26 protein-coding genes and 1 pseudogene are annotated in these 23,472 nt (G+C 52.0%); 4 read left to right on the top strand and 23 right to left on the bottom strand.

Annotation, left to right across the window (positions count from 1 at the left end; genetic code table 11):
• On the bottom strand, window positions 1-110 hold a 110-nt coding region (locus tag ACO9K6_RS13305; RefSeq protein ID WP_424768049.1), incomplete at its 3' end, for a transposase.
• 436 nt (window positions 111-546) lie between these two features.
• Here ACO9K6_RS13305 and ACO9K6_RS13300 point away from each other — a divergent pair.
• From ACO9K6_RS13300 to ACO9K6_RS13290, 3 genes and pseudogenes are all read left to right on the top strand, one after another.
• On the top strand, window positions 547-1,464 hold the full coding sequence (locus ACO9K6_RS13300) for a tRNA dihydrouridine synthase (RefSeq protein WP_424768038.1): 918 nt from the start codon (window positions 547-549) through the stop codon (window positions 1,462-1,464).
• A 337-nt stretch (window positions 1,465-1,801) separates the two neighbouring features.
• A pseudogene (locus ACO9K6_RS13295) lies at window positions 1,802-1,975 on the top strand (MATE family efflux transporter); the annotation flags it as partial.
• 507 nt (window positions 1,976-2,482) lie between these two features.
• A complete protein-coding gene (locus tag ACO9K6_RS13290) occupies window positions 2,483-2,686 on the top strand; it encodes a hypothetical protein (RefSeq protein ID WP_424768051.1) in 204 nt (67 codons plus the stop codon).
• Here ACO9K6_RS13290 and tnpA read toward each other — a convergent pair.
• Both tnpA and ACO9K6_RS13280 read right to left on the bottom strand, forming a co-directional pair.
• The gene (gene tnpA, locus ACO9K6_RS13285; protein ID WP_424768037.1) at window positions 2,652-2,777 is read right to left on the bottom strand and encodes an IS66 family insertion sequence element accessory protein TnpA; all 126 of its coding nucleotides are present in this window, start codon (window positions 2,775-2,777) and stop codon (window positions 2,652-2,654) included. The genes ACO9K6_RS13290 and tnpA overlap by 35 nt on opposite strands.
• A gap of 131 nt (window positions 2,778-2,908) precedes the next feature.
• The gene (locus tag ACO9K6_RS13280) at window positions 2,909-3,490 is read right to left on the bottom strand and encodes a DUF4256 domain-containing protein (RefSeq protein ID WP_424768036.1); all 582 of its coding nucleotides are present in this window, start codon (window positions 3,488-3,490) and stop codon (window positions 2,909-2,911) included.
• Between the two features lie 654 nt (window positions 3,491-4,144).
• On the opposite strand from ACO9K6_RS13280, the gene ACO9K6_RS13275 reads away from it, so the two are divergent.
• Window positions 4,145-4,408 (top strand): helix-turn-helix transcriptional regulator, encoded by a 264-nt coding sequence (locus ACO9K6_RS13275; RefSeq protein ID WP_424768035.1) that lies wholly within the window; start codon window positions 4,145-4,147, stop codon window positions 4,406-4,408.
• Window positions 4,409-4,455: 47 nt separating this feature from the next.
• Here the strand turns inward: ACO9K6_RS13275 and ACO9K6_RS13270 are convergent, their stop codons facing one another.
• From ACO9K6_RS13270 to ACO9K6_RS13175, 20 genes are all read right to left on the bottom strand, one after another.
• Window positions 4,456-4,689, bottom strand: coding sequence for a hypothetical protein (locus ACO9K6_RS13270; protein ID WP_424768034.1), 234 nt, complete (start codon window positions 4,687-4,689; stop codon window positions 4,456-4,458).
• Between the two features lie 69 nt (window positions 4,690-4,758).
• Window positions 4,759-6,222, bottom strand: a complete 1,464-nt coding sequence (gene gucD, locus ACO9K6_RS13265; RefSeq protein WP_424768048.1) for an alpha-ketoglutaric semialdehyde dehydrogenase GucD — start codon at window positions 6,220-6,222, stop codon at window positions 4,759-4,761.
• A gap of 24 nt (window positions 6,223-6,246) precedes the next feature.
• On the bottom strand, window positions 6,247-7,677 hold the full coding sequence (locus tag ACO9K6_RS13260; protein ID WP_424768033.1) for an NAD-dependent malic enzyme: 1,431 nt from the start codon (window positions 7,675-7,677) through the stop codon (window positions 6,247-6,249).
• A gap of 111 nt (window positions 7,678-7,788) precedes the next feature.
• Window positions 7,789-8,730 (bottom strand): AEC family transporter, encoded by a 942-nt coding sequence (locus ACO9K6_RS13255; RefSeq protein ID WP_424768032.1) that lies wholly within the window; start codon window positions 8,728-8,730, stop codon window positions 7,789-7,791.
• Window positions 8,731-8,777: 47 nt separating this feature from the next.
• Window positions 8,778-9,593, bottom strand: coding sequence for a sugar phosphate isomerase/epimerase family protein (locus ACO9K6_RS13250; protein WP_424768031.1), 816 nt, complete (start codon window positions 9,591-9,593; stop codon window positions 8,778-8,780).
• 48 nt (window positions 9,594-9,641) lie between these two features.
• Window positions 9,642-10,484 (bottom strand): phosphoenolpyruvate hydrolase family protein, encoded by an 843-nt coding sequence (locus ACO9K6_RS13245; protein WP_424768030.1) that lies wholly within the window; start codon window positions 10,482-10,484, stop codon window positions 9,642-9,644.
• Entirely contained in the window at window positions 10,481-11,710 is a 1,230-nt protein-coding gene (locus tag ACO9K6_RS13240) for a Tm-1-like ATP-binding domain-containing protein (protein ID WP_424768029.1), read from the bottom strand. Before ACO9K6_RS13240 ends, ACO9K6_RS13245 begins: the two co-directional genes overlap by 4 nt.
• Before the next feature lie 27 nt (window positions 11,711-11,737).
• Window positions 11,738-12,910 carry a UxaA family hydrolase gene (locus ACO9K6_RS13235; protein WP_424768028.1) on the bottom strand — a complete coding sequence of 391 codons (1,173 nt, stop codon included), beginning with the start codon at window positions 12,908-12,910 and terminating at the stop codon, window positions 11,738-11,740.
• Window positions 12,897-13,199 carry a UxaA family hydrolase gene (locus ACO9K6_RS13230; RefSeq protein ID WP_424768027.1) on the bottom strand — a complete coding sequence of 101 codons (303 nt, stop codon included), beginning with the start codon at window positions 13,197-13,199 and terminating at the stop codon, window positions 12,897-12,899. Before ACO9K6_RS13230 ends, ACO9K6_RS13235 begins: the two co-directional genes overlap by 14 nt.
• 34 nt (window positions 13,200-13,233) lie before the next feature.
• Window positions 13,234-14,391 carry an iron-containing alcohol dehydrogenase gene (locus ACO9K6_RS13225; protein WP_424768026.1) on the bottom strand — a complete coding sequence of 386 codons (1,158 nt, stop codon included), beginning with the start codon at window positions 14,389-14,391 and terminating at the stop codon, window positions 13,234-13,236.
• A gap of 102 nt (window positions 14,392-14,493) precedes the next feature.
• The gene (locus ACO9K6_RS13220) at window positions 14,494-15,234 is read right to left on the bottom strand and encodes a FadR/GntR family transcriptional regulator (RefSeq protein WP_424768025.1); all 741 of its coding nucleotides are present in this window, start codon (window positions 15,232-15,234) and stop codon (window positions 14,494-14,496) included.
• 76 nt (window positions 15,235-15,310) lie between these two features.
• A complete protein-coding gene (locus ACO9K6_RS13215) occupies window positions 15,311-16,102 on the bottom strand; it encodes a sugar phosphate isomerase/epimerase family protein (protein ID WP_424768024.1) in 792 nt (263 codons plus the stop codon).
• A gap of 9 nt (window positions 16,103-16,111) precedes the next feature.
• On the bottom strand, window positions 16,112-16,840 hold the full coding sequence (locus ACO9K6_RS13210) for an SDR family NAD(P)-dependent oxidoreductase (protein ID WP_424768023.1): 729 nt from the start codon (window positions 16,838-16,840) through the stop codon (window positions 16,112-16,114).
• The gene (locus ACO9K6_RS13205) at window positions 16,840-17,826 is read right to left on the bottom strand and encodes a Gfo/Idh/MocA family protein (RefSeq protein ID WP_424768022.1); all 987 of its coding nucleotides are present in this window, start codon (window positions 17,824-17,826) and stop codon (window positions 16,840-16,842) included. Before ACO9K6_RS13205 ends, ACO9K6_RS13210 begins: the two co-directional genes overlap by 1 nt.
• A gap of 22 nt (window positions 17,827-17,848) precedes the next feature.
• The gene (locus ACO9K6_RS13200) at window positions 17,849-18,865 is read right to left on the bottom strand and encodes a Gfo/Idh/MocA family protein (protein WP_424768021.1); all 1,017 of its coding nucleotides are present in this window, start codon (window positions 18,863-18,865) and stop codon (window positions 17,849-17,851) included.
• A 46-nt stretch (window positions 18,866-18,911) separates the two neighbouring features.
• Window positions 18,912-19,754: a carbohydrate ABC transporter permease gene (locus ACO9K6_RS13195; RefSeq protein WP_229725093.1), complete on the bottom strand. Its 843-nt coding sequence runs from the start codon at window positions 19,752-19,754 to the stop codon at window positions 18,912-18,914.
• A gap of 12 nt (window positions 19,755-19,766) precedes the next feature.
• A complete protein-coding gene (locus ACO9K6_RS13190; RefSeq protein ID WP_424768047.1) occupies window positions 19,767-20,666 on the bottom strand; it encodes a carbohydrate ABC transporter permease in 900 nt (299 codons plus the stop codon).
• Between the two features lie 108 nt (window positions 20,667-20,774).
• Window positions 20,775-22,139: an ABC transporter substrate-binding protein gene (locus ACO9K6_RS13185; protein WP_424768020.1), complete on the bottom strand. Its 1,365-nt coding sequence runs from the start codon at window positions 22,137-22,139 to the stop codon at window positions 20,775-20,777.
• Window positions 22,140-22,223: 84 nt separating this feature from the next.
• Window positions 22,224-22,940 carry an RraA family protein gene (locus tag ACO9K6_RS13180; RefSeq protein WP_424768019.1) on the bottom strand — a complete coding sequence of 239 codons (717 nt, stop codon included), beginning with the start codon at window positions 22,938-22,940 and terminating at the stop codon, window positions 22,224-22,226.
• Window positions 22,941-23,017: 77 nt separating this feature from the next.
• Complete coding sequence (locus ACO9K6_RS13175; RefSeq protein WP_424768018.1) at window positions 23,018-23,455, bottom strand: PPC domain-containing DNA-binding protein; 438 nt, start codon at window positions 23,453-23,455, stop codon at window positions 23,018-23,020.
• Between the last annotated feature and the right edge of the window lie 17 nt (window positions 23,456-23,472).

The raw sequence follows: 23,472 nt of genomic DNA, 5'->3' as shown, positions 1-23,472 counted from the left end.
TGCATATATTCAGCTATCCATCTGTATAAGGTGTTGTCACTTATCCCCAGTTCACGGGCTACCTGCGCCACCGTCTTACCTTCTTCTTGAATCATTTGGACAATCTTCAAAACAACTATAATAGCAGTGTTTACAAGGATTTTTAGCTAACATTAAAATTGTTTGACCATGTCTTGACTACGTTTGATAAAAATTACATTACGGAGCAAAGTGTTTTCTTTAATAAACCTAGAGTTTGAGTAAATCACGTTATTCAAAAGAGTAGATTGTAGATCTACATTTCCAGGGGCAGAACGAACATGCACTTCATACAAATTCAACAACATCAAATTTGATGTGTGATGGGTGACAGACACCAAATATGTGTCTGTTGCTCACACAATTGATTCTGTGCATCAAACGAAAAAAAATGATACTATGTATGTTGGGTAAAGGACTTTGCTATAGTTTATATCGTTTTTATATGTTGCAACAGGAGGAGATAATATCAGTAACGAACAAAATTTTTGGCTTGATTTACCAAAGCCGTTTTTTATATTAGCACCAATGGAAGATGTCACAGATGTTGTATTTCGTCACGTCATTAGTGAAGCTGCAAAACCTGACGTGTTTTTCACGGAATTCACAAATACAGAAAGTTATTGTCACCCTGTAGGAAAAGACAGTATACGTGGTCGATTAACGTTCACAGAAGATGAGCAACCGATTGTCGCTCATATTTGGGGCAATAAACCTGCATTTTTTGAACAGATGAGTATTGATATGAAAAAACTTGGTTTTCGTGGTATCGATTTAAACATGGGATGCCCAGTACAAAACGTCGCATCCAATGGAAAAGGTGCTGGATTAATACAACATCCTGAAATTGCAGCAGAAATTATTCAAGCAGCAAAAGCAGGTGGATTGCCGGTTAGTGTTAAAACAAGATTGGGTTACTTTGATATTGACGAGTGGCGCGATTGGTTAGGACATATATTGAAACAAGATATTGCGAATCTTTCCATTCACCTTCGTACAAAAAAAGAGATGAGTAAAGTAGATGCACACTGGGAACTAATCCCTGAAATAAAAAAATTACGCGATGAAATTGCTCCAAATACGTTGTTAACTATTAATGGAGATATTCCTGACCGCGCAACAGGTTTAAAATTAGTAGAACAATACGGCGTTGATGGTGTTATGATTGGCCGCGGCATTTTCACCAATCCATTTGCTTTTGAAAAAGAACCTAAAGAACATAGCGCGAAGGATTTTCTCAATTTACTACTTTTACAGTTGGATCTTCACGATAAATATTCAAAAGAAAACGAATCTCGTCCATTTAAACCACTTCTTCGCTTTTTCAAAATCTATGTTCGTGGGTTTAGAGGCGCAGGCGAACTAAGAAACCAATTAATGGATACCACGTCAACAGATGAAGTACGTCGTTTAGTAAAACCTGTTTTAGATCAAATATTAAATTGAAGCATAGCCACCTGTGCATGATTAAAAAGAATAGTTTTATTCTAAATAGAACACCCGCTCCTATAACTTGATTATCGAAAATAATGAGAGACCTTCCAAAAGTTCAATGAACTCTTGTAAGGTCTCTCATTTTTGGACTATGTGCAATTGATGTCAAATGATGTTCACGCTCCTTTATTGACGAAATTTTTTATCAATATCAATATTTTTATTAAGATAATAATTTCCAATATAGTTAGCCCATTTCTCCAGAAACGTGGAGCCATTCAAAATTAATTCTGTTCAATATAGAGTCAAAGATAGAACTAAAGTTCTATCTTTGGCTTTATTTTGTCAACGTGCGGCTGGCGATTTGAAATTCACTTCGATTACTTTGCTGCTCACCATGTGGCTATTCCGAGTCATTCTAGGCTACATATTGGGAATTTCGCTTCAGCTTGGTGTTATGGGGGTATGGATTGTAATGGTTACGGAATGGGTAGTACGAGGCAATCTATCCATACTTATATAAATAAAAACACCTTAAAGGGGATTTTAGGATTCAATCCTACATTCTCTAAGATGTCTTCATTCTAAATCGTGTGGTCAAAACTACGACACTTACGGGAAGTGTAAACCTCTCCGCCAGCTTGTTGAGTATCATTACCGTACAAATCGGTGCTAACTTTCAGATCGGAACAACGAAGACGGTAACAGCTACAGGCACCAAGGCCGTAACAGGTTGCCAATCTCTGAAGGGATATCCAAAATACGAAGATAAGACTGGCGACCTATGGGAAGATGATCCACTTTATAATGACTATATTGGTAATTATAAAGCATCTAGGCTTGAGTCTGTTTATTTTGAAGCGAAAACGATGTAATACGGTTCCGGGTTATCAGATGAATTCTTGGTCTATTGGGTATTCACTCCTGGACTAAGGATTCATTTTTTTCTGTTTTGACGAATTGTCAGCAACCTCCGGTTATGAATTTCATCAATTATATGTAAACTGGAATCACGGAAGGAGGAATCTTCGTGAAATACCGATTAATCGGTTTCGTCGGTATTATTACAGGGATATACTTATTGGCTAGCCAGTTTATTAGCATTCAAGGCGATCGGGTATACATCAATCCACCCGGCGCGCAGGAAGACGCTTTTCCTGTAGAAATTCAATCTTCGGAACGTTCGGCTGTTTGTAAAGTCAGTATTTCATCTGTTCTACGGTGCAATGGTTAGCCTCGCACCATGCGGCAATTGTTAGACCGCTGGCTCTGTAGTTTACGATCCGTGAGGCCCATTCCTGACGGCGTTGTTCCTTTGCATTCATTATTAGGCAACCTCCTTAACTAAGCTGCCTTGATTTTCTCACGGACATGAATCGTGTTGAAGGTAGGCAGGGTTTGACGCTTACCTTCCTATGAGTTCGTGGTCAAATCATGGTCAAGTTTCTCGTTCCTTTTAGACCTTTAGCGAGCCGCGGAACCCCCTTGCAGCATAGTAGGATTCTGCTCCGTTATGGTACATAAAGACAGTGCCGTAGCGTCGATCACAAAAGATGGCCCCGCCGAGTTTTCTAATACTGGTAGGTGTTTGAACCCAACTTGATGTTTTCATATCAAAGTTTCCAAGCTTCTGCAGCTCTCGGTATTCTTCTTCGGTTAAAAGCTCAATGCCCATATCAGCTGCCATATCAATAGCATTATTTTTCGGTTTATGTTCTTTCCTTGACTCCAGCGCTTCACGGTCGTAACAAACACTTCTGCGACCTTTAGGACTTTCCGCTGAACAATCATAGAAAATGTACTCGCTCGTCTTATAATCATGACTAACAACATCCGGTTCGCCGCCGGTCATTTCCATTTCACCCAGCGACCACAGTTTTTCAGGATTAACTTCGAGCTTTGCTTGTACATCAGCCCATTCAAGATCTTTATGGCGGTTCATGTTTTTCTCGAAACGGGCTTTCAATGTATTGAGCAATCCTTCTCGTTGTTCTGGTGACAACTCCTTTTTATTGCTGATTTCGCTACTTTTTGTCATGTTAGTTCCTCCCTACCCTTATTTTTTCAGTCTAACATAGTGTAGCCAATCCAAACAATTCGTCAAGTATCTAGAAAAAGAAGAACTAGCATGTTTTCTAAAAACCCCCAAGGAGAGCGGCCTAGAATGTGATTATGTCATATTAGGTCGGTTTTAGATGTTTTCGGGTGATTCTTTATGTTTTATGTCCATAAGACCTTAAAGAACCGACCATTGTATCCACTCGCATCTGATGTGTGCAATGAGTCCGTGGTCAAAGAGTGGTCACATGGTGGTCAATCAATTAATCGACCCAGATGGGGCATATGGTTCGTATGCGGGAACATTCTAATGTCGGATGCAATCTGTTTCAATCCGCTGAATCCTTGGTGTGACAAGCTTTTCGTAATGGATCTCCGTTCTCATAGGTTGCTTTTGGTTAGTTTCTGATGATGTTTTACATCAATTTTACATCAACCTGATCAATAGCCCCTCAAGTTGGTTGATGAAGATTGTATGGTCAGCTCGAGTGTGTGTATGTTCTTCAATTTCATTAGTACTGCGTGGTCACAAGGACTCTACAAATAGCGCGTAGACTCCACGGACGACCTTTATTCGAAAATTGAAGCCTACATAAAAACCAATTTTTCAAAGCCGATCACGATCGATACGCTTGTGCAGCACTTCAGCTTCAGCGCTTCGCATATCAACAAAATATTCAAGAAATACAATGGAGATCCGCCGATGAAGTATTTGATCCTGCTGCAGATTAACGAAGAGAAAAGATTGATAGAAAACGAAACAAAGATGAATTTGAAATTCATCTCTGAAATTGTCGGGTACCAGGACCAGCATTACTTCATCAGACTGTTCAAAAATGTTACCGGCATGAATCCTTCCGAATATAGAAGTCTGTGCGGTTTAAAGAAGCATCCATAATTTATATCCATACTGTCAAACTAGCCGACCCGGCTGCTAGTCCCGCCTCAATCCATACGCCGATCGGGCCGAATTCGCTCGCCGCCACAGCGATAACGCACCTCCCCGCTTTCCATTCGGCCGCTCCATTTGTCTATGCGGTGTTTTTCATCCCATAGAAGCTTTTTCGGCGATTTTATGCGCTCTATGCGATGTTTTCCATCCCATGGAGCGCGCTTCTCTCTCACGCGCAAAGGGCCGCATATCGGCCCGATTCCCCGCCGATTGCTGCCCCTCGTCATTTCCCAATTTCCGGCCCGACCAAATGGTCACGGTTCTTAGTCTCGATTAAAGCCAAACCTCAGGTCCGATTAAGGCTTAATAAACACCGTCTTAATCGAAGTGAAAAATTCAATCGCCGCCTGTCCTTGCTCGCGGGAATGGGAGCTCGACTGCTTCATCCCGCCAAACGGAGCCTGGAGCTCCACGCCGGCCGTCTCGGAATTGACCCGTACAAGACCCGCTTCCATATCCCGCACAAATGAGAAAATATTCCCGATATTTTGCGAGAAAATCGAGGCGCTCAGGCCAAAGTCCGAATCGTTCGCGATACGGATCGCTTCCTCGATCGAATCCACTACGATCAGGGCAAGCACCGGACCGAAAATCTCCTCCCGCGCGATCGCCATATCGGGCGTCACTTGATCGAACACAGTCGGCTTCACGAAGAATCCGTCCGCCAGTTCCGCCTCCTCCGGCTGCTCACCGCCGATGAGCAGCGCGGCCCCTTCCTCCTTGCCGATTCTGATGTAATCAAGCACAGTTCTCATTTGGTTCTCATTGGCGCAAGGGCCAAGCCACGTCTGCGCATCCAATCCGTTGCCGACCTTTAACTGGCCGATACTGTCCAGCAGCTTCTCCTTGAACGCATCGTACACTTCCCGCATAATAATCACACGGCTGGTCGCAGTGCATTTCTGCCCTGTAGAACGAATGCCGCCGCTGATCGTCGCTTCAACAGCCAAATTCAGGTCAGCGTCATTCGCGATAATGATCGGATTTTTCCCGCCCATCTCCAATTGGTATTTCGCGCCCCGCTCAAGCGCCGCGTGGCCGACGCGTTTGCCGATGCTATTGGAGCCGGTGAAGGTGATACCATTCACGTCCGGATGCTCGGCCAATCCCTGTCCGATGACAGAGCCTTTCCCGGATAATAGATTCACCACGCCCGCCGGGAAGCCGGCTTCCGCCAGACATTGCATGACCTTCACCGCTGTAACCGTCGTCTCGTTCGCCGGTTTGAGCACGACGGTATTGCCGTATATGAGCGCTGGAGCCATCTTCCAAACCGGAATGGCGACAGGAAAGTTCCATGGGGCGATAACACCAACGACGCCGAGCGGCACACGGGTGGAGTACATCAGCGCTTCGCTATCTGTAGACGGAATAACATCCCCGATCTTGCGCATCCCCTCGCCGGCGTAATACCGGAGAATCGCGATACCGCGAGCCGTCTCCCCCTTGGCCTCGCCCAGTGTCTTGCCCATTTCGCGCGTCATTGTCTCCGCGACTTCATCCAGCCGCCGCTCCAGCGCATCAGCGGCTTTGAACAGCAGATCCCCTCTGGCCGCTCCGGTCAACGATCTCCAGCCGGGCTGCGCGCTCTTGGCGGAGGCTACCGCAAGATTCAGATCCTCCGGGCCGGATGACGGCACATAGCCGACGATCTCGTTCCTGTTCGCCGGATTAATGCTTTTCACCGTTTCCCCCGATCGGGCGGGCGTCCATTCTCCGTTAATAAAGTTGAAATAGGTTGGTACATTCGTTTGAGTCATCGCTCCCATTATCATGCAGCCTCCTTATCGGTATTCTTTTGGCGTGCGGCGGGCAACACCGGTGCGGATAGCCGCCTGGATTACCCGCTCCCGGGTCAATTCGACCACATTCTTATCGAATACACTGGGAATAATATAGTATTTGTTCCGCTTCTCATCCGTAATGACGGAAGCTATCGCCTCGGCGGCCGCAAGCTTCATGTCCTCATTGATTTCCCTTGCCCTGCAATCCAGCGCGCCTCTGAAAATACCTGGAAAACAAAGCACATTATTAATCTGGTTCGGATAATCGGAACGGCCGGTCGCCACGACAGCGACGATGTCCTCGATGTCCTCCGGATGAATCTCCGGCGTCGGGTTGGCCAGCGCGAATACGATCGGATTCGGCGCCATCGCTAGCACATCGCTGCGCCTGAGCAATCCGCCCCGAGAGACGCCGATGAACACATCTGCGCCCGTCAGCGCGTCGTGCAAAGCGCCTCTGACTCTGCGCGGATTCGTGCGCGCCGCGAAGCTGCGCATCATCGAGCTGTCATACGCCTCGCCATCTGCAATGATCCCGTCCCGGTCGACGCCGATCAGTTCCTTCACACCCGCGGCAAGCAATATATTGCTGATCGCCATGCCGGCAGCTCCGATTCCGCAGACGACAACCTTCACCTCGCCGATCGGTTTGCCCGCCACCTTAAGCGCATTGGTCAATGCCGCCAGTGCGACGACGGCCGTCCCATGCTGATCATCATGAAATACCGGAATATCCAGCTCTTCTTTCAGGCGTCGTTCAATCTCGAAGCAGCGGGGCGAAGCGATATCCTCCAGATTAATGCCCCCGAAGGCCGGCGAAATCAGCTTCACAGTCTTGATGATCTCCTCCGTATCCTGGGAGTCCAGGCAGACCGGGAAGGCGTCGACCCCCGCAAATTGCTTGAATAGCATCGCCTTGCCTTCCATGACCGGCATAGCGGCACGGGAGCCGATGTTGCCCAGGCCCAGTACCGCCGAGCCATCCGAAATGACCGCCACCGTGTTGCGTTTGATCGTCAGCGAAAACGCTTTGTCCTCGTCCTCATGTATAGCGATGCACACTCTGGCTACATCGGGCGTATATACACGGGAGAGATCATCCCTGTTCTGGATCGTCACTTTGGGCACGATCTCGATCTTGCCGCCCAGATGCAGCAGGAAGGTCCGGTCCGATATATTCACGAGAGTCATCCCGGGAATCTGCCTGATCGCGTCGGTCATTCTGCCGATATCGCTTGCATCGATCACATTCACTGTCACGTCGCGTATGCTGATTTCATGGCTCATGTGAATCGTATCGATCGCGATAATATCGCCGCCCATCTCCAAGATGATCGCAGCCACTGCTCCGAATTTCACCTCGTTGCTGTTGAATTCCAGGCGGAGGATGACGCTCTTGCCTTCCAACCTCTTCGTTCCAGTCTCCTCCATAGAGCTGTTCCCTCCATCCGTTAGATATTTAACTTCATAATTACCGTCATATCGCCACCGTATTATCGCCGTTATCGCCATTTCCGTTTCGTCATTTGGCCTCCTGATGTCCTACCAGATGTGCTGAATCACATAAATCCAGAAGCTGACAGACACCACGCTGAATAAAGTGGATAAAAAAGCGGTCTGTGCCGTAAAGTCCGGCTCGCTCCCGAATTCCATTGCCAGCAGCACGCCCGCCAATGAAGCCGGAACCGTACAAGTCAAAAGCAGCGCCTGCGCCAGAATGCCTTCCATCCCGAGAAGAAGCAGAATGATGAGGCCTAGCAGCGGAGCGGCGCACAGCTTCAGTATGATGGATACCGCTATATCGCGGTTGCCCAAGCTCCACTTGATCTGTCCCAGCTGCACTCCCAGTGTCAGCAGAGCAAACGCAAGGAACCCCTGCGCCATATACTGTATCGGAGTCAGCAGCGCCCCGGGAATCGCCGTATTCGAGGCATTCAGGACGAATCCGGCTGCCATGCAGTACAGGGAAGGATAAGCAGCCATCGTCTTCACGAGACGGCTCCACTTCATCCGCCCCGATACATTGTATAAGCCGAATGTATTCAGGAGGAACGTCTGGGTCATCATCACGATCATTTGTACGGAAAGCGCGAAGGCATCCTGCATGAATACGAGCTGGTTCAGAGGAATACCGTAGTTCCCGTTATTATCCAGCATAACGCTATTGCGCACAGCCCCTGCCACAGTGAACCGCAGCCGTCTGACCCGCACGTACAGCTCCACGATCAGCAGCAGCGCGGCATAGAAAATAACAAGAAACAGCAGCACATCCAGGACGGTGGCGGCTGTTACGTTGGATTCATAGGCCAGAATGAAACAGATCGCAGGAAAAAAGATATAAAATAGCAGCTTCGTCATTGTTCTGATATCCAGCGGAAACAGCTTGTTCAGCAGCATTCCTGCGATGACCAGAACAGCGATGGGCAGCACCTGATTGATTATGATCGGTATCGCAAGCCCTCCCATCCCCCGTCCAGGCGGCAAGGACGGCACTCCGGAACCGGATGTTTGCCCCCGATCCGAACGCCATCTTATTCCGTCAATTCATTGACCGTCTCCCGTCCCTGTTGTTCATAAGTGCTGAACATACGATAAGGCACGGACAGGTCCTGCAGCAGGTTCGATTTGTCTTCGATCGCAAGCTCTACGGTAATATAGCCCTGATAACCATGCCCCAGCAGCATGTCGATGAACCGGCGGTTATCCGTCACGCCCTGGCCGAACTTGACAAACACTTCCTCCCCTTTGCGGGCCGTTTCCTTCACATGAATATGATGGATCCGATTATGGAGTCTGGCGGCAACCTCATCCAGCTCCAACCCGGACGCTTCAAAATGACCGGTGTCCGCGCAAACGCCCAGATTGGGCGAATCCAGTTCGGAGAAGATGAGCTCATAATCCTCGATAAATTCCAGGTTATTGCTTGCATGATTTTCCAGGCAGATCAGAACGCCCCGTTCCTCCGCATACGGAACAACCTGCCTGAGCGCTGTCAGAACAGCTTCCTTCCCGCCCTGTTGTCCTCTTGCTCCCCCTGTCGCCACAATGCGGTGGCAGCCAAGCTCCCTGGCCGCGTCGATCATACGCAGCTTATGGCACACATCCTTGCTGATCTCATGATGATTCGAGCCGCCGAATGAGGAGCCGTATACCGCAATCGGCTTCAATCCCGCTTCTGCGCATCTGAGCTGCAGACGGCGGATATTCAGCGGCGTCAGATCGGAAGGATGCCAGCAGTTCAATTCGATGTGCCTGTAGCCGATCTGCGGCATCAGCCTCATGCTGCTTACGAAATGATGATCGCCGAAGCCGTCGCAGGACAGGCTGGCGCATGCCAGTCCGATCATACGCATCCCCCTTTCCATACTGAATTGTACCTGCTTTGGGAGACGCTGTTATCGCGTCCCGGGATGCATGCCGATGGCGGAGAACTTGCGGATCTGAGCGGTAATTCCGGTCTCCGTCGGCAGCCGCTCCATACTGGAAGCGCCATAGAAGCCATGCAGTCCCTCCGCCTTCGACAGGACATATTCAGCATCCTCAGGCTCGGATATGGGTCCTCCATGGCACAGCGTGATCACATCCGGATTCTCCTGCGATGCCGCTGCGATAATCGCCCCCACCTGCTCCGCCGCCTCGTCCAGGCTCATCGTCGTCCGGGCGCCGATCGATCCTTTGGAGGTAAGTCCCATATGAGCGACGACGATATCTGCGCCCGCCGCGGCCATCCGCCTGGCCTCCTCCACGTTGAACACATACGGTGTCGTCAGCAGCTCCAGCTTGCTCGCTTGGGCGATCATCTTCACCTCCAGCTCGTAGCTCATGCCGGTCTCCTCCAGATTTTGCCGGAACAGCCCGTCGTATAAGCCGACCGTCGGGAAATTCTGCACACCGGCAAAACCGATCTCCTTGATCTGCTTCAGGAACCGGTCCATGTTCCGGAAAGGATCGGTGCCGCATACGCCTGCAAGAACAGGCGTATGCTCCACGATCGTCAGTACCTCCGCGGCCATCTCCATAACAATCGCATTGGCGTCCCCGTAAGGCATCAGACCAGCGAGCGACCCTCTGCCGGCCATCCGGAATCTTCCCGAATTGTAGATGACGATCAGATCGATACCGCCGGCTTCCTCGCATTTGGCGGAAATGCCGGTCCCTGCGCCGCCGCCGATTATCGGACGGCCTTCCTGAATTTTTGTTCTCAGCCTGTCCAGAATATCCGCTCTTATCGTACTCACGCGGCTCCCCCTCCCTTCATCAGCTCCATTAACTTCCCGACGGCCCGGTCGGCAAATTCGGGATCGTTAATGGCAGCGTCCACTTCTTCAACCGGGATTCCGTCCTTCACATAAGTCTTGATCGCGCTGAACATCGCCTGATCCGCTTCCGGCCACCAGAATTCGTTATTTTCGGTGCCGAGGATCGACACGCCACGCAGCGGCAGCAAGAAAGCGGTCGGACCGCCGGCGCGGTTGGCTTTCTCCGCGAAGATCCGGCCCATCCGCTCATTCTCTTCCGGTGTCGTCCGCATAAGCGTGACGCCGGGGTTCCAGATGTAAAGCTTCCGGTCTGCGAAGGTATCCGGTACGGTAGCCCGCGGACCGAAGTTAACCATATCGACGCAGCCGGGCACGATCAGATGCGGTATACCGGCTTTCCCTGCCGCCTCCAACCGGTCCGGTCCCGCCGCAAATACGCCGCCGCACAGCTCATCCGCCCATTCCGTCGTTGTAATATCGAGCACGGCCGAGATCAGTCCATCCTCCACCAGCTGCTCCATCGTCCGGCCGCCGGTGCCTGTGCAGTGAAACACAAGCACCTCATAACCCGAATTTTCCAGAATATTGCGACATCTGTCCACGCACTCTGTCGTATTGCCGAACATCGTCACCGCAACAACCGGGCGGGTGCCCGCCGTCTCCTCTGTTTCCATCTCCACCATGCCGCATATCGCTCCGACCGCTTCCCGGTAGATAACCCGGCTGATCCGGTTCACGCCCGCCACATCGACAACGGAAGGAATAAGCGTAATATCCCGGGTATCGAGCATCATGCGGGTATCGCCGCTGGCCGCGGTAGAAACAAGCACCTTGGGCACCCCCAGTGGCAGGCTGCGCATCGCCGCACTGATGACTGAGCTGCCGCCTGTGCCGCCCATGCCAAAAATGCCGTCGAATTTCCCTTCATCGTAGAGCAGCCGTACCAGACGGGCAGCCCCTTCACTCATCGCGGACATTGCCTTCCCCCTGTCGCCCGCTTCCCTCAGAGCGGTCAGCGAGGAACCGGCAGCTTCGGCGACCCGCTCCGCGCCGATATCGACCGCCCCCGATTTCGGGCTTCCGATGACGCTGAAATCCATCTTCAGCGTGCGGTGGCCCCTTCCTTCGATACAAGCGGCAACATAATCGTATTCTTCACCTTTCATGTCGTATGCGCCAAGCAGCAGGATGACTTTCGAATTCATGAAAATCGCCTCCCGTTTCTTGAAAAATCAAAATGTCGGACCGATCCGCCAGATGCCGAAATCATGCTGTTTCATAATTTCCGACTTTGTCATCTTGCCGTTGCACACCCGGACAACCTCATCCATCAGCCTTTCCGATACAGACGCCAGCGTTTCTGTGCCTTCAATGATCGTTCCGGCGTTAAAATCGATATTATCCGACATCCGTTCATAGATCCCGGTATTCGTCGCGATCTTGATCACCGGCGCGATCGGGGAGCCGGTCGGCGTCCCGCGGCCCGTCGTGAACAGGACGAGCTGCGAGCCGCCGGCGACCATGCCCGTCATCTGCTCGATATCCTGGCCTGGCGTATCCATCCAGACCAGCCCTTTGCGGGAAGGCGCTTGCGCATAATCGATCAGCTCCTGCAGCGCGCTCGAACCGGACTTTGCAGACGCGCCGAGCGATTTCTCCTCCAGCGAGCTCAGACCGCCCTTAATATTGCCGGGGCTCGGATTCCCGGTGCGGATATCGATCCCCATTCCGAAGGCGCGCTTCTCCATCGCCCCGATCACCTCATACACGCGCTTGCGCACATGCTCGTTCACCGCCCGCTCGGCCAGCAGATGCTCGGCGCCGATCAGCTCGGTCGTTTCGGCCAGTATGGCGGTTCCCCCTTCAGCGACTAGCATATCGCTGAACCGGCCGACAGCCGGATTGGCCGACAGCCCGGAGCAAGCGTCCGAGCCGCCACATTCGGTGCCCACGATCAGATCGGATAATGAGCATTCCACTCTCATCTCCGCGGACGCCTCCTGCACCATGCGCGCGGCCAGGCGGGCCGCCTGCGCGATCGCGCTGAGCGTGCCGCCCTCGTCCTGTATGGAGACAAGCTCGACAGGCTTGCCCGTCTTCTTTAATTCCGAGTAGACGCTTCGCGCCTGATGAGTCTCGCATCCGAGTCCCATGACGACAACGCCGTACACATTCGGATTCGCGCCCATCCCGTAGTAGGTGCGGAACGTCTGATCGTAATCCACACCCACCTGTGCGCAGCCGTGCTGATGAATGAACGATACGGCGCCCTGAACCAGATCTGCCGCCTGCTTGGCGGCCTGCGTCGCACAAGTAATCGTCGGTAGAATCAGCACATGGTTGCGAATCCCGACACTGCCATCGGGCCGCCGGTAAGCCATTATTTTGCGGTCACTCGTTGTCATTGCGGTCACCTCTTCCACGTTTGCCTTCCAGATTATGAACATGCACATGCTCCCCGGCACGAATATCGCATACCGCCGCTCCGATGACCTGGCCGTATTTACAAATATCTTCTCCTTGCAAAATGGAGCGGACCGCGAATTTGTGCCCGAATTCGATCTGCTGAACGAGCAGCACCTGCTCCTGCGTGCCGTCCGCCTGAACGGTCACCGTAGCGCCGGAAGCCAGCTCCTCCAGCGCAGTCGCCACATTGTCAGTTGTATTTAACCATATCGTTTTGTAAGCAGTCATACCCGTTTCACCTCTCGCCGAAGTAATTATGGAATCAGACGCCATCGTAAGCGCTGCGGATAATGGCGCGGATGTCCTCCGGCGTCGTGAGGCGCGGATTGATCAGGACATTGCCGCTTCGCATCGAATCCTCGACCATCTTGTCGAGCGCCTGTATATCCACGCCCAGATCCCGAATGTTCGCCGGAATGCGGAGACGCCGATTCAGGTCTACAACGGCCTCTACCGCCATTTCCGCCGCCCGCTGCCGGGAGACCCCTGCGGTATGGCAGCCGAGCGCTTCGGCAATATCGGCCATTGCCTGCACACATGCAGGGAGATTGAAGCGCATGACATACGGCAGCAGCGCAGCGTTGGCAATGCCATGCGCGATATTGAAGATGCCGCCCATCGTGTGCGAGATCGCGTGCACATTGCCCAGCCGCGACTGGGCAAAAGCGGCTCCGGCCATCATCGAGGCCACGAGCATCTGTTCCCGGCTGCACACATCGGTTCCGGCATAGTAGGCCTTGTCGATGTTAGCGGCGATCATCCGGATCGCCGCCAGTGCAAATGCCTGGCTGACTGGGCTGGCCGCCTTGGACGTATACGATTCAATTGCATGTGTAAGCGCATCCATTCCAGTGGCGGCAGTAATGGATTGCGGCAGCTTCAACGTCAGCAGCGGATCGAGTATCGCAAGCCTGGGGAACAGATAAGGACTGATAACAGCCGCTTTGAACGACGTCTGCTTATTCGTTACAATCGTTGCCGCGGTCACTTCGCTTCCCGTTCCGGCCGTCGTCGGAATAGCGACCAGCGGAACACCGGGATTCGCGATTTTTCCGACGCCTTCATAATCCAGAATGTTCCCGGGGTTGCCGGCCATGACAGAGATACCTTTCGCCGTATCGATGCTGCTGCCGCCGCCAAAGGCAATTATACAATCGCAGCCGTGTCCGCGCAGGCTATCCAGTCCGCTCATGATGCTTTCAGCGCTCGGATTGGGCTCCACTTTGTCATAGATCGCATATTCAATGTCCGTGTTCTGCAGGGAGGCCAGCATGTCGCCCAGCATATTCGCTTTTACAATGCCCGCATCCGTCACGATCAGCGCTTTGCGGATACCGTATGAAGACAGGAACTTGCCGGTCCGGCTTGTTAATCCGGCGCCGCATTCCACTTGGGTCGGCATATAATATCGGTAGTCCACTTTGTTGCCTCCTCGCTCTTTGGCATATACATTCTGTAATAGGTCTGCCTGAGCCCAATAAAATGATGCCATGAAGCCGCTTTTCTCCTCATGATACTTTTCTCACACGGGCGGCTCGGCCTCCAATTGCTCATCTTTCTGAATTTCGTTAATTAACCGGCTCGTGGCATCGCCCATATGCGCTTCCATCGCTTTGACCGCCTGAAGAGGATTCCCTTCAGAGACCGCTTTATAAATGTTGTAATGATCGACGTAGGAGAAGCTCGTTTCTCCGGCGGCATCGATCACGCATTTGATCCAGGTCCGAAGCAGCGACTGCAGACTGGTCAATACCCCTTTAAGCGCTGTGTTCTTGGCCATCTCCGCCAGCTTCAAATGAAACGCGATATCGTGCTCGACAAAATTGTCGAGCGTGGAATGCTTCAGCCGCTCCAGAATCTCGCCAAGCTGCTGCACTTCCTCCGGCGTTCTGCGCTCGGCCGCATATTTGACGATTGAAATCTCGATTTCCTTCCTTGCTTCAATAATATCCATCATGTGCTTCTCGCCAAGCAGCAGTCCCCATTCGATCGATTGGGTGAGAAGAGCCGAATCCAGCTTCTTCAGATAGGTGCCGTCACCCTGTCTCACTTCGACGATGCCAAGCACCGTCAACGCTTTAAGCGCTTCACGGATGGCCGAGCGGCCTACCTGCATCGCTTCCTGAAGCTTGCGCTCCGTCGGCAGCTTATCGCCGGGATGAATGCTCCCGGAGAAGATATAATCCAGCAATCTCTTCGTCAGTTCGACGACCAGAGAGTTTTTGGGGACCGGCTCGAATTGGTATTCCTTATTATTCAACATGGGCTTCATTCCTCTTAGTCAATTGGTCAACCTATAGAGGAATTCTAGAGAATCAATGGCATTTCGTCAAGCTGCTCTACACGGCCAGCCCGCGCTGCAGGAACGCTCTGCTGAGCATGGCGCATTCCAAAGGCGTCCGGTCCAAGCTCAGTCCATCGTTACCGTTTTGCTCCACCAGAATCCAGCCCTGATAGCCTGTATCCCGGACCCATTGAAAGACAGCCTCGTAGTCGCAATATCCCTCCCCGAGCGGCGTATTCAGATCCGTCCGTTCATTCCAATCCTTGAACTCCATGAACTTGATCCGCCCCTTATATTTTCTCAGAAACGCAATCGCCCTCTCCTGCGGAGGAAGCTCGATAAAGTCCTTGGTCGCATGGCCCAGATCCAGCATCATGAATACGCGGCCGGGGTCGACCTCCGCATGCACGCGTTCCAGGTCGGTGAAGGTTTCCCCTATGCCTCTCGTATGATTATGGTAGAACGTCCTGACCCCGTATCCGAGACTCATCTCGCCGATCCGGTCCAGCCACTCCCCCAATTCACGGTAGGCCTTCGGGCCGCCCTTGGGGTCGATGTACGCCAGATTCTCGCAGCCGTTGACGGCCAGGCATTCGCATACCTTTTTGTAATAATCGAAGTCCGGCTGGAAGTGGACGTCCACACTTGCCAGCTTCAACCCGTTCCTGTCCAGCATCGCCTTCAGCTGATGCGGCTGGTCCATGAAGCTGGCCAGGCTGCTGCTTGCAAATCCGGTAATTCCGTCGTACCCCGCATCCTTGACTTCCATGAGCCAAGGCTCGAATTGTTCACCGGCTGGATTGTTCCAGTTCAGGCTCATTGCCGCCACTTGAATATCCGTTTTCATAGCACCCTCCTACCACGGTAATGGATTGCCTTCATGGTCCATATAAATGTCTTCATTAATCTCCGTCCGGCTTTCGATGAGCGCAACAATATTGCGGGCGGACTGAATCGACTCGAAGGGAGCGTCCTTCATCCGCCCAATGTCGCCGAAGAGATGGGTCCGCATCCAACCGGGATGAATGGCGAGCACTTTAAGCCCCTGGTCTTTCAAGTGGTTATGAATAATTTTGGACTGCATGTTCAGGGCGGACTTGGACATCGTATATCCGAACTGATTCATCCGGGTAACCAGCGATACACTGCCTGCAACCGAGGAGATATTGACAAGCGTCTTGCTCCGGGCGTTCAGCAGAAGCTCGATCACCGATTGCGTCACCCGCAAAGGGCCGAGTGTGTTAATATCGTACAATTGCAGAATATCCTCTTCATACTGAGCTTCCAGGATCGTTCCGGAGCGGTCGCTGGCCAGCCCGGCGTTGTTGATGAGCAGATTCAGCGAATCCGTATCGGCCTGGATCGTCTCCGCAGCTTCGTCGGCGGATGCGCGGCTTGTCACATCCAGCGGCAAAATCACCAGGTTGTCCTTTCCCCCAAATTCCCGCTGCAGGCTCCCAAGCTCCGGCCAATGCGGCAGAAAGCTGCCGGCATAAACCTTGTACCCTTTCTCCAGCAGCACACGAACCAGTCCGAGCCCAAGCCCTCTGTCGGCGCCTGTTACATAAGCGTTTGCCCGTTCCATTACAAGGTCACCATCCTGTTGTCCCTGTGCGATTGAAGGATCGCCCGACTGACCCGGAGCACCGCCAATCCGTCTTCGGCCGTCATCTGCGGCTTCTGGTCATGCAGAACGCAATCGACAAAATGAAGGTTTTCTACATAATAGGACTGCTCATCCAGAGGATCGGTGAATGTCTCGGTATATTCTTCTTCCATATCTTTGGTCCTGTACGTCAATCGGTCGAAATTCCAGGTGCCGGGTCCGCTGATCATAACCGTCCCATCCCTTCCGGCGATTCCCCTGCTGTTAAACTCCAGATAAGAAGACCAGCTCGCCTGAATGACCGCCGCCTGACCGTTCCTGAGCTTCAGCACGGCAAGGGTATTGTCGTCGTATCCGGGAAGATCGAGCCGGGAATTGGCCACATTGCCATAGACGCACTCCACCTCGCTCCCCGACAGCCAGCGGAAAATATCGATGTCGTGGGAGAGGGACTCGATCGTAAAGCCGCTCATCTGCTGCCGGTTCGTCCTCCATGTCCCGCCTTGACTCCCCATCCCCATCCGCTGGCTCCAGTAGTTCAGCACGTCGCCCAGCCGACCGGAATCCAGTACAGCCTTCAGTTTCCCATATGCTGTCCGATGCCTCATATTGAAGCCGACCATCGCCTTGCGGCCAAGCCGATGCGAAGCCTCGACGATCTGCTCGGCGTCTTCCTCGGCAATGGCAATCGGCTTCTCGATCATGACATGCTTGCCTTCCTCCATCGCTTCGATCGCGATATCCTTATGAAAGGAAGGCGGGGTCAATATATAGACCAGGTCCGCTTCCTTGATACCGGCTCTCCAGTCCGTGCACGCCACAGCCCCGCAGGAAGCCGCAAGCTCCGCAGCCCGCTGGTTATCCACATCGCAGGTGGAGATCACCTGCGCATCTCCGATGCGTTTCAGGCTTTCAACATGATGCCGGGAAATCCCTCCGCTTCCGATGATCGAGATCTTAACCATTGCACACGCCTCCCGTCAATTCTCAATCTCCCCAATGGACCGGTTCCAGCCTGCTGGAAGCGACGGAACGCATCAGGGCGTCCGTGACGATGTAGTTGGCGAGCGAGTCCTTCACCGGAAAATGTGGGGCAGCGCCTTCTGTAATGCAGTGGTACAGATTGTCAAGCTGCAGCCCGTAGCTGCTCATGACATCGAACGAAAAGGTCTCGGTACGCATCGGTCTCAATTCATAAGCGCCGTCCATCTCCAGCACGATTTCCCGCTTCTGCGTCTTGGTGACGATAAGATGGGGAATAAGCAGCGTCCCCTTCGTGCCGCATACTTTGATTTCCTCCCTCCATACGGAGCGGTGATTGGTTTCGAACTGGGCGGTCACTCCGTTCTCATACAGAATCGTTCCCGTTTCGCCGACCTCCACATTAAAATCCGGATTCGTCGATTCAATACAGAAGGCTGCCTTTGCTCTCGAACCGGAGAACAGATTGCATGCGTCCACGAGATAACAACCTTTGGCGGTCATGGAACCGCCTCCCTGACTGCGGTTATTGCGCCAGTTGCCCGGGTTGTCGCTGGCATAATCGCTGAATTGCGCATGAATGTAGCGGATATCGCCGATCGCGCCGGATGCCAGAAGCGCCTTGGCTCTGGCCATCTGCGGATGGCTGCGGTACATCAATCCCTCCACGACCAGCGTGCCGCTTGATTCTGCAAGCTCCATAATCTGCCTGGCTTGCTCCGAGTTCAGTGCTAGCGGCTTCTCGCAAAGAATATGCCGGATCCCATGCTCGATGGCTTCCCGGATCAGCACCGGATGAACGGTCGGAAAGGCGACGATGATCAACAAATCCAGCTTATGGCTGGCGGCCATATCCTTCAAAGAGCCGTAGCTGTTTGCAATGCCATATGTGCGGGCGAACTGCTCCGCTCTGGCCGGATCAATGTCCGCACAGGCTGCCAGGACAGCGAACGAACTGTTCCGAATTGTGGCGGCATGCGTGTTCGCATGCCCTCCGCATCCAACGATGCCTACTGTAATCATTTTTCTAATCACCGCCTGCTTTCTATTCGAAACGTCACTTGTGTGCTTAACCTTTCAAGCCGGTTGTGGATACGCCTTCGATAATAAGCCGCTGGAAGAAGGTAAAGAAGACCAGGATCGGAATCAGCGACACGATGGACATAGCGAACATTGCTCCCCATTCCGACGCTCCCTGGTTATCGAGGAACATCCGCAGTCCCAGCGCTACGGTAAACAGCTTCGGATTACTGATATAGATCAGCTGACTGAAGAAATCGTTCCACGTCCAGATGAAGGTGAAGATAGCGGCGGTCACAAGCGCCGGCTGCAGCAGCGGAAGAATAATGCGTACGAACGTCTGAATCGGATTGCAGCCGTCCATGATCGCCGCCTGATCCAACTCATGCGGAATGCCGCGGATGAATTGAACCATCAGGAAGATGAAGAAGGCATCGGTGGCCAGGAACTTGGGCACGATCAGCGGATAATACGTATTGATCCAATCGATGCTGTTAAAGATAATGTACTGCGGGATCAGGGTCACATGATAAGGCAGCATAATCGTCACCATCATGGCGGCGAAGAAGACCCGCTTGAATGTGAAATCCATCCGTGCGAACGCGAAGGCCGTCATCGAACAAGTGATGATATTGCCCAAAATAGCGAAGCCGACGACAATGAACGTATTCACATAAAAGGTGGAAAAGCTGATTCCCGACAGGCCGACCCATCCTTTGGCATAGTTGGATAACGTAAATCCGGTCGGCCAAAGCCCCAGCTTCTGAAAGATAATGGCATTGGGCTTGAAGGAGCTGCTCAGCATCCATAACAGCGGATACATCAGGGCGGCCCCCATGAGTATGATCACCGATATGCGTAACCACTTCGTCACCGATGGTTGTATATTCACACGGGCTCCCTCCTAATTTTCATAATATACCCATTTCCTGGAGGTCCAGAACAAGAGCGCGGTAACAACCGAGATCAGCAGAAGCAGCAGCCAGGCCATCGCGGACGCATAACCCATCTCAAAATGCTGGAACGCCTTCATATACAGATAAAGCGTATAGAACAGAATCGAATCCAGCGCCCCTCCTGATCCTCCCCCTATGACATAAGCGGGAGTAAACGCCTGGAAGGCGGCGATCATTTGCATCACGACATTAAAGAAGATGACGGGCGTAAGGAGCGGAAGGGTAATCTTGAACAAAATCTGCGCCTTGTTGGCACCGTCGATGGCAGAAGCCTCGTACAATTCCTTCGGGATTTGCCTCAGACCTGCGAGAAAAATGACCATGGGCGAACCGAATTGCCACAGCTTTAGAGCAATCAGTGTAAGCAACGCATATTGCGGATCTGAGATCCAGCTCTTGCCTACAATGCCGAACAGCTCGAGAAATTCATTGAACAGGCCGTCCCGGCCGAATACTTGACGCCATAATATCGCGATCGCGACGCTTCCCCCGAGCAGGGAAGGGATATAATAAACAGCACGATAGAAGGACAGGCCGCGGATGCCTTGATTCAGCATCATTGCAAACGACAGCGAGACGAGCAGTTGAAGCGGTACACCGACCGCCACGTACGTCAGTGTCACCTTGACCGCTTGAATGTACCTGGTATCTTCAAAAAGATTAGTGTAATTTGCCGCTGCTACCCATCCCGGAGTATCAAACATGTTATAGTCAGTGAAGGACAAGTACAAAGAGGCGATCATCGGAATCAGACCAAGCCCCGTAATCCCGACGAACCATGGCAATATGAACAGCCAAGCGAATTTGTTTTTCTCCCAGAACATTTTAATTACAGATGGTCTCTTCATGTTGGTTTCCAATACGATTTGAGCCACATGACCAACTCCATTGCAGGTAATTGAAGAAAACAGACGGATCATGACGAGCTACCCCTCTGTTTTCTGTTTTAGTAAAACTTATTTGTTTATGATCCGCTCCGCTTCGGCGAAGAAATCATTCACCGCAGCCTCGGCGCTCTTGACGCCAAAATTGACTTCCTCATACGATTTACCGAGCTGTTGGAAAATTCCGGCAACCCCGGGAAGTCTCGAACTTTGAGGTTTTGTTGAGGCGATAACCGCCTGCATATTTTTCGTTGTTATTTCATCATGCGGATTCATTTCCAGCTGTTTCAGAATTTCCGTATTTTGAACGATGCCGTGCTCGTTCATGTACAGCTGATTGAATTCCAGATCATTGAGCCACGTGTTGATCAGCTTGGCTACCGCTTCGGGATGTTCGCTTTGTGCGGAAATACCGAGAAATGCGCCTGTCAGCACTTCGCCGAACGTTCCGTTGCCGCCTGGCAAACGAATAATCGTCAACTCGTCTTCCATGTAATTTTTGATCGTTTTCAGATGATTGCCCGGTCTGCCGGACATGATGACGCGGTGGGTGGCGAGCATATCCTGCTCCCACTGCAAAGCGCCTTCTTCCGCTGTGATTTCGGCAGGAGGGACCAGCCCTTCATTCTTCATGCTTTGCCACAGTTCAAACCATTCGATCAGATCTTCTTTAGCAAATCCGAGGCCGCTGCCGTCCTCGGCAAACATGTTCTTGCCTTTAAGCCTCAGGAAGCTCTCCAGTAACAGATCGTCCTTGGCATCATCCTCGATCGGAAAAATTTCTCTTCCGTTTTCATTCTTGCCAAGCAGCGGCTTGATCTCTTTCATATAAGCAATGAATTCATCCCAGGTGGCATACTCCTCTTTCGGAAGCGGGGCGCCTTTCTCTTTCAACAGACCGATGTTCGTCGTTAAGGATATAGCCGCCAGGCCCTTCGTAATCATATACGTCTTGCCTTTGTACTTCCCAAGCTCAATAATATTCGGCGGAACCTTGCTCACATCGATCGTACCGTCCGCCATATAATCGTCGAGCGCAAGTACCGCGCCCTTGTCCGCATACTCCGGCATTTGACCGACTGTCGTATACATCAGCACATCTGGCGCATTATTACCGGCGGTTTGCGTCGGGATTTTTCTCCAGTAATCATCCCATGAACCGGGTTCGCGGATCACCTTGATCCCCGGGTTTTTCTCTTCGAACATATCCATCATCTGATTATACTTTTCGTGGCGGGCTACACTGCCCCACCAGGGAAATCGAATTTCCACTGTCTTACCGTTATCGGAACCCCCAGATGTGTTGCCCGTACTGTTTTCACCGCCGGAACCGTTGCTTCCCGTTCCATTGTTCCCATTGTTACCGCTTACACAAGCCGACATGACAAGTGATAAGATAAGAATCAAAGCAACAAGCGATAATCTCCTCTTTTTCATTTGATCGACCCTCCCTGTAATTGGTTATACAAACCCCGGTTTCCCTACTGGGGAAACCGGGGGCGATACACAGGCTAATCATGATTAGGCGAACCGGTTCAGCGTGTAATCCGGCTCCATGCCGAGCACCTTATACTTGGCTGCGCGCGCTTTCTGGTCGGCTTCCAGGATAGCGATGGCAAACTCGACAACCTCCTCGGCGCGATCACGCGGAATGACCAGCACTCCATCGTCATCCGCACAGATCACATCGCCCGGATTGACGGTCACACCGGCGCACTCCACAGGAACATTGATACCGCCGTTGGACATGCGGAAGGACACGTGGTGGAATGTACGCTTCGTGCAAAATACATCGACTTCCTCCAGGTTGCATTCGTAGGAGTCGCGGCATCCACCATCGACGACTGCGCCAGCCATGCCTTTTGCTTTGTAATGAAGCATATTATCGGAGCCAAGCACGCCGCCCGGATAACCGCCCATATCGATCACAAGCACCCGATCCGTCACATCCTCCTTATCGATCTGCCGACTGAAGGAATAGGCATCAGAACACCATTCACCATTTGCTTTGAAATACTCTTCGACAGTTTTACAAGGCTGGCCTTTCCGCTGCGAAGGGACCAGCTTAGCGGTAAAAGCGAATCCTGCGAATGCGATGCCAGGTCGAAGCGGACGCATTTCCGTCGACATCGAGCCGACATTTACAAGACCGAGCGCATCCATTCCGTCGGAGAGATCTGCAAGTCTCAGCTTCCGGATTTTAGCCAATAGTTCCTTGTCTGTCATTGTCGTAGTCATTTTCTATTACCTCCCAATAGTGTTTGTGAATTGTGATGCTATATAAGATGGGTGAAACCGTTGTCAAAGCGGCGCGCCTACTTTTCAGTCAGATAGACCACACCGTGTTCATTCTTGACCCGATGGATGTTCAGGCCGGGAATTTCCGCCAAAATGATTTCCGCCAGGAACAGCACCTCGGTGCCTTCTTCAAGATGACCGACATAATTGTCGTTCTTGTCCTGGGCTACAATATGCATATGGGGATCGCCATCGATCACATTGCCGGACAATGAGCCCAGCTCTATGGGACCGCTGCCCTCCACAGTGATGAACCGGTCGTTGGATGTCGGTCCCATACTGGTCGGCAGATGATAGACCAGCTTCTGAAGGGAACCTACAGCCCCGAATAGAGCCGCATTGCGAATGCCTTCGGCCTTCAACCGGTCGCGAATACTTTCCAGCAAGAGATCCCCTCTGCCCAAATTAATAACGATAATTCTACCAGTGCCTTCACCATAAAATAATCCCTTCATATCCTCAGCCTCCTCGT

This window comes from Paenibacillus praedii, assembly GCF_049725345.1.
GTDB lineage: Bacteria > Bacillota > Bacilli > Paenibacillales > Paenibacillaceae > Pristimantibacillus.
This window is presented reverse-complemented; position numbering and strand designations above follow the sequence as displayed.

What these genes read in the sequence shown, in the direction of transcription:
- ACO9K6_RS13300 (WP_424768038.1), top strand. Translation starts at nt 547, where the DNA reads ATGGAAGATGTCACAGATGTTGTATTTCGTCACGTCATTAGTGAAGCT.
- tnpA (WP_424768037.1), bottom strand. Translation starts at nt 2,777, where the DNA reads ATGAATGCAAAGGAACAACGCCGTCAGGAATGGGCCTCACGGATCGTA.
- ACO9K6_RS13280 (WP_424768036.1), bottom strand. Translation starts at nt 3,490, where the DNA reads ATGACAAAAAGTAGCGAAATCAGCAATAAAAAGGAGTTGTCACCAGAA.
- ACO9K6_RS13270 (WP_424768034.1), bottom strand. Translation starts at nt 4,689, where the DNA reads ATGACGAGGGGCAGCAATCGGCGGGGAATCGGGCCGATATGCGGCCCT.
- gucD (WP_424768048.1), bottom strand. Translation starts at nt 6,222, where the DNA reads ATGACTCAAACGAATGTACCAACCTATTTCAACTTTATTAACGGAGAA.
- ACO9K6_RS13260 (WP_424768033.1), bottom strand. Translation starts at nt 7,677, where the DNA reads ATGGAGGAGACTGGAACGAAGAGGTTGGAAGGCAAGAGCGTCATCCTC.
- ACO9K6_RS13250 (WP_424768031.1), bottom strand. Translation starts at nt 9,593, where the DNA reads ATGATCGGACTGGCATGCGCCAGCCTGTCCTGCGACGGCTTCGGCGAT.
- ACO9K6_RS13240 (WP_424768029.1), bottom strand. Translation starts at nt 11,710, where the DNA reads ATGAATTCGAAAGTCATCCTGCTGCTTGGCGCATACGACATGAAAGGT.
- ACO9K6_RS13235 (WP_424768028.1), bottom strand. Translation starts at nt 12,910, where the DNA reads ATGACAACGAGTGACCGCAAAATAATGGCTTACCGGCGGCCCGATGGC.
- ACO9K6_RS13230 (WP_424768027.1), bottom strand. Translation starts at nt 13,199, where the DNA reads ATGACTGCTTACAAAACGATATGGTTAAATACAACTGACAATGTGGCG.
- ACO9K6_RS13220 (WP_424768025.1), bottom strand. Translation starts at nt 15,234, where the DNA reads ATGTTGAATAATAAGGAATACCAATTCGAGCCGGTCCCCAAAAACTCT.
- ACO9K6_RS13215 (WP_424768024.1), bottom strand. Translation starts at nt 16,102, where the DNA reads ATGAAAACGGATATTCAAGTGGCGGCAATGAGCCTGAACTGGAACAAT.
- ACO9K6_RS13210 (WP_424768023.1), bottom strand. Translation starts at nt 16,840, where the DNA reads ATGGAACGGGCAAACGCTTATGTAACAGGCGCCGACAGAGGGCTTGGG.
- ACO9K6_RS13205 (WP_424768022.1), bottom strand. Translation starts at nt 17,826, where the DNA reads ATGGTTAAGATCTCGATCATCGGAAGCGGAGGGATTTCCCGGCATCAT.
- ACO9K6_RS13200 (WP_424768021.1), bottom strand. Translation starts at nt 18,865, where the DNA reads ATGATTACAGTAGGCATCGTTGGATGCGGAGGGCATGCGAACACGCAT.
- ACO9K6_RS13190 (WP_424768047.1), bottom strand. Translation starts at nt 20,666, where the DNA reads ATGAAGAGACCATCTGTAATTAAAATGTTCTGGGAGAAAAACAAATTC.
- ACO9K6_RS13185 (WP_424768020.1), bottom strand. Translation starts at nt 22,139, where the DNA reads ATGAAAAAGAGGAGATTATCGCTTGTTGCTTTGATTCTTATCTTATCA.
- ACO9K6_RS13180 (WP_424768019.1), bottom strand. Translation starts at nt 22,940, where the DNA reads ATGACTACGACAATGACAGACAAGGAACTATTGGCTAAAATCCGGAAG.
- ACO9K6_RS13175 (WP_424768018.1), bottom strand. Translation starts at nt 23,455, where the DNA reads ATGAAGGGATTATTTTATGGTGAAGGCACTGGTAGAATTATCGTTATT.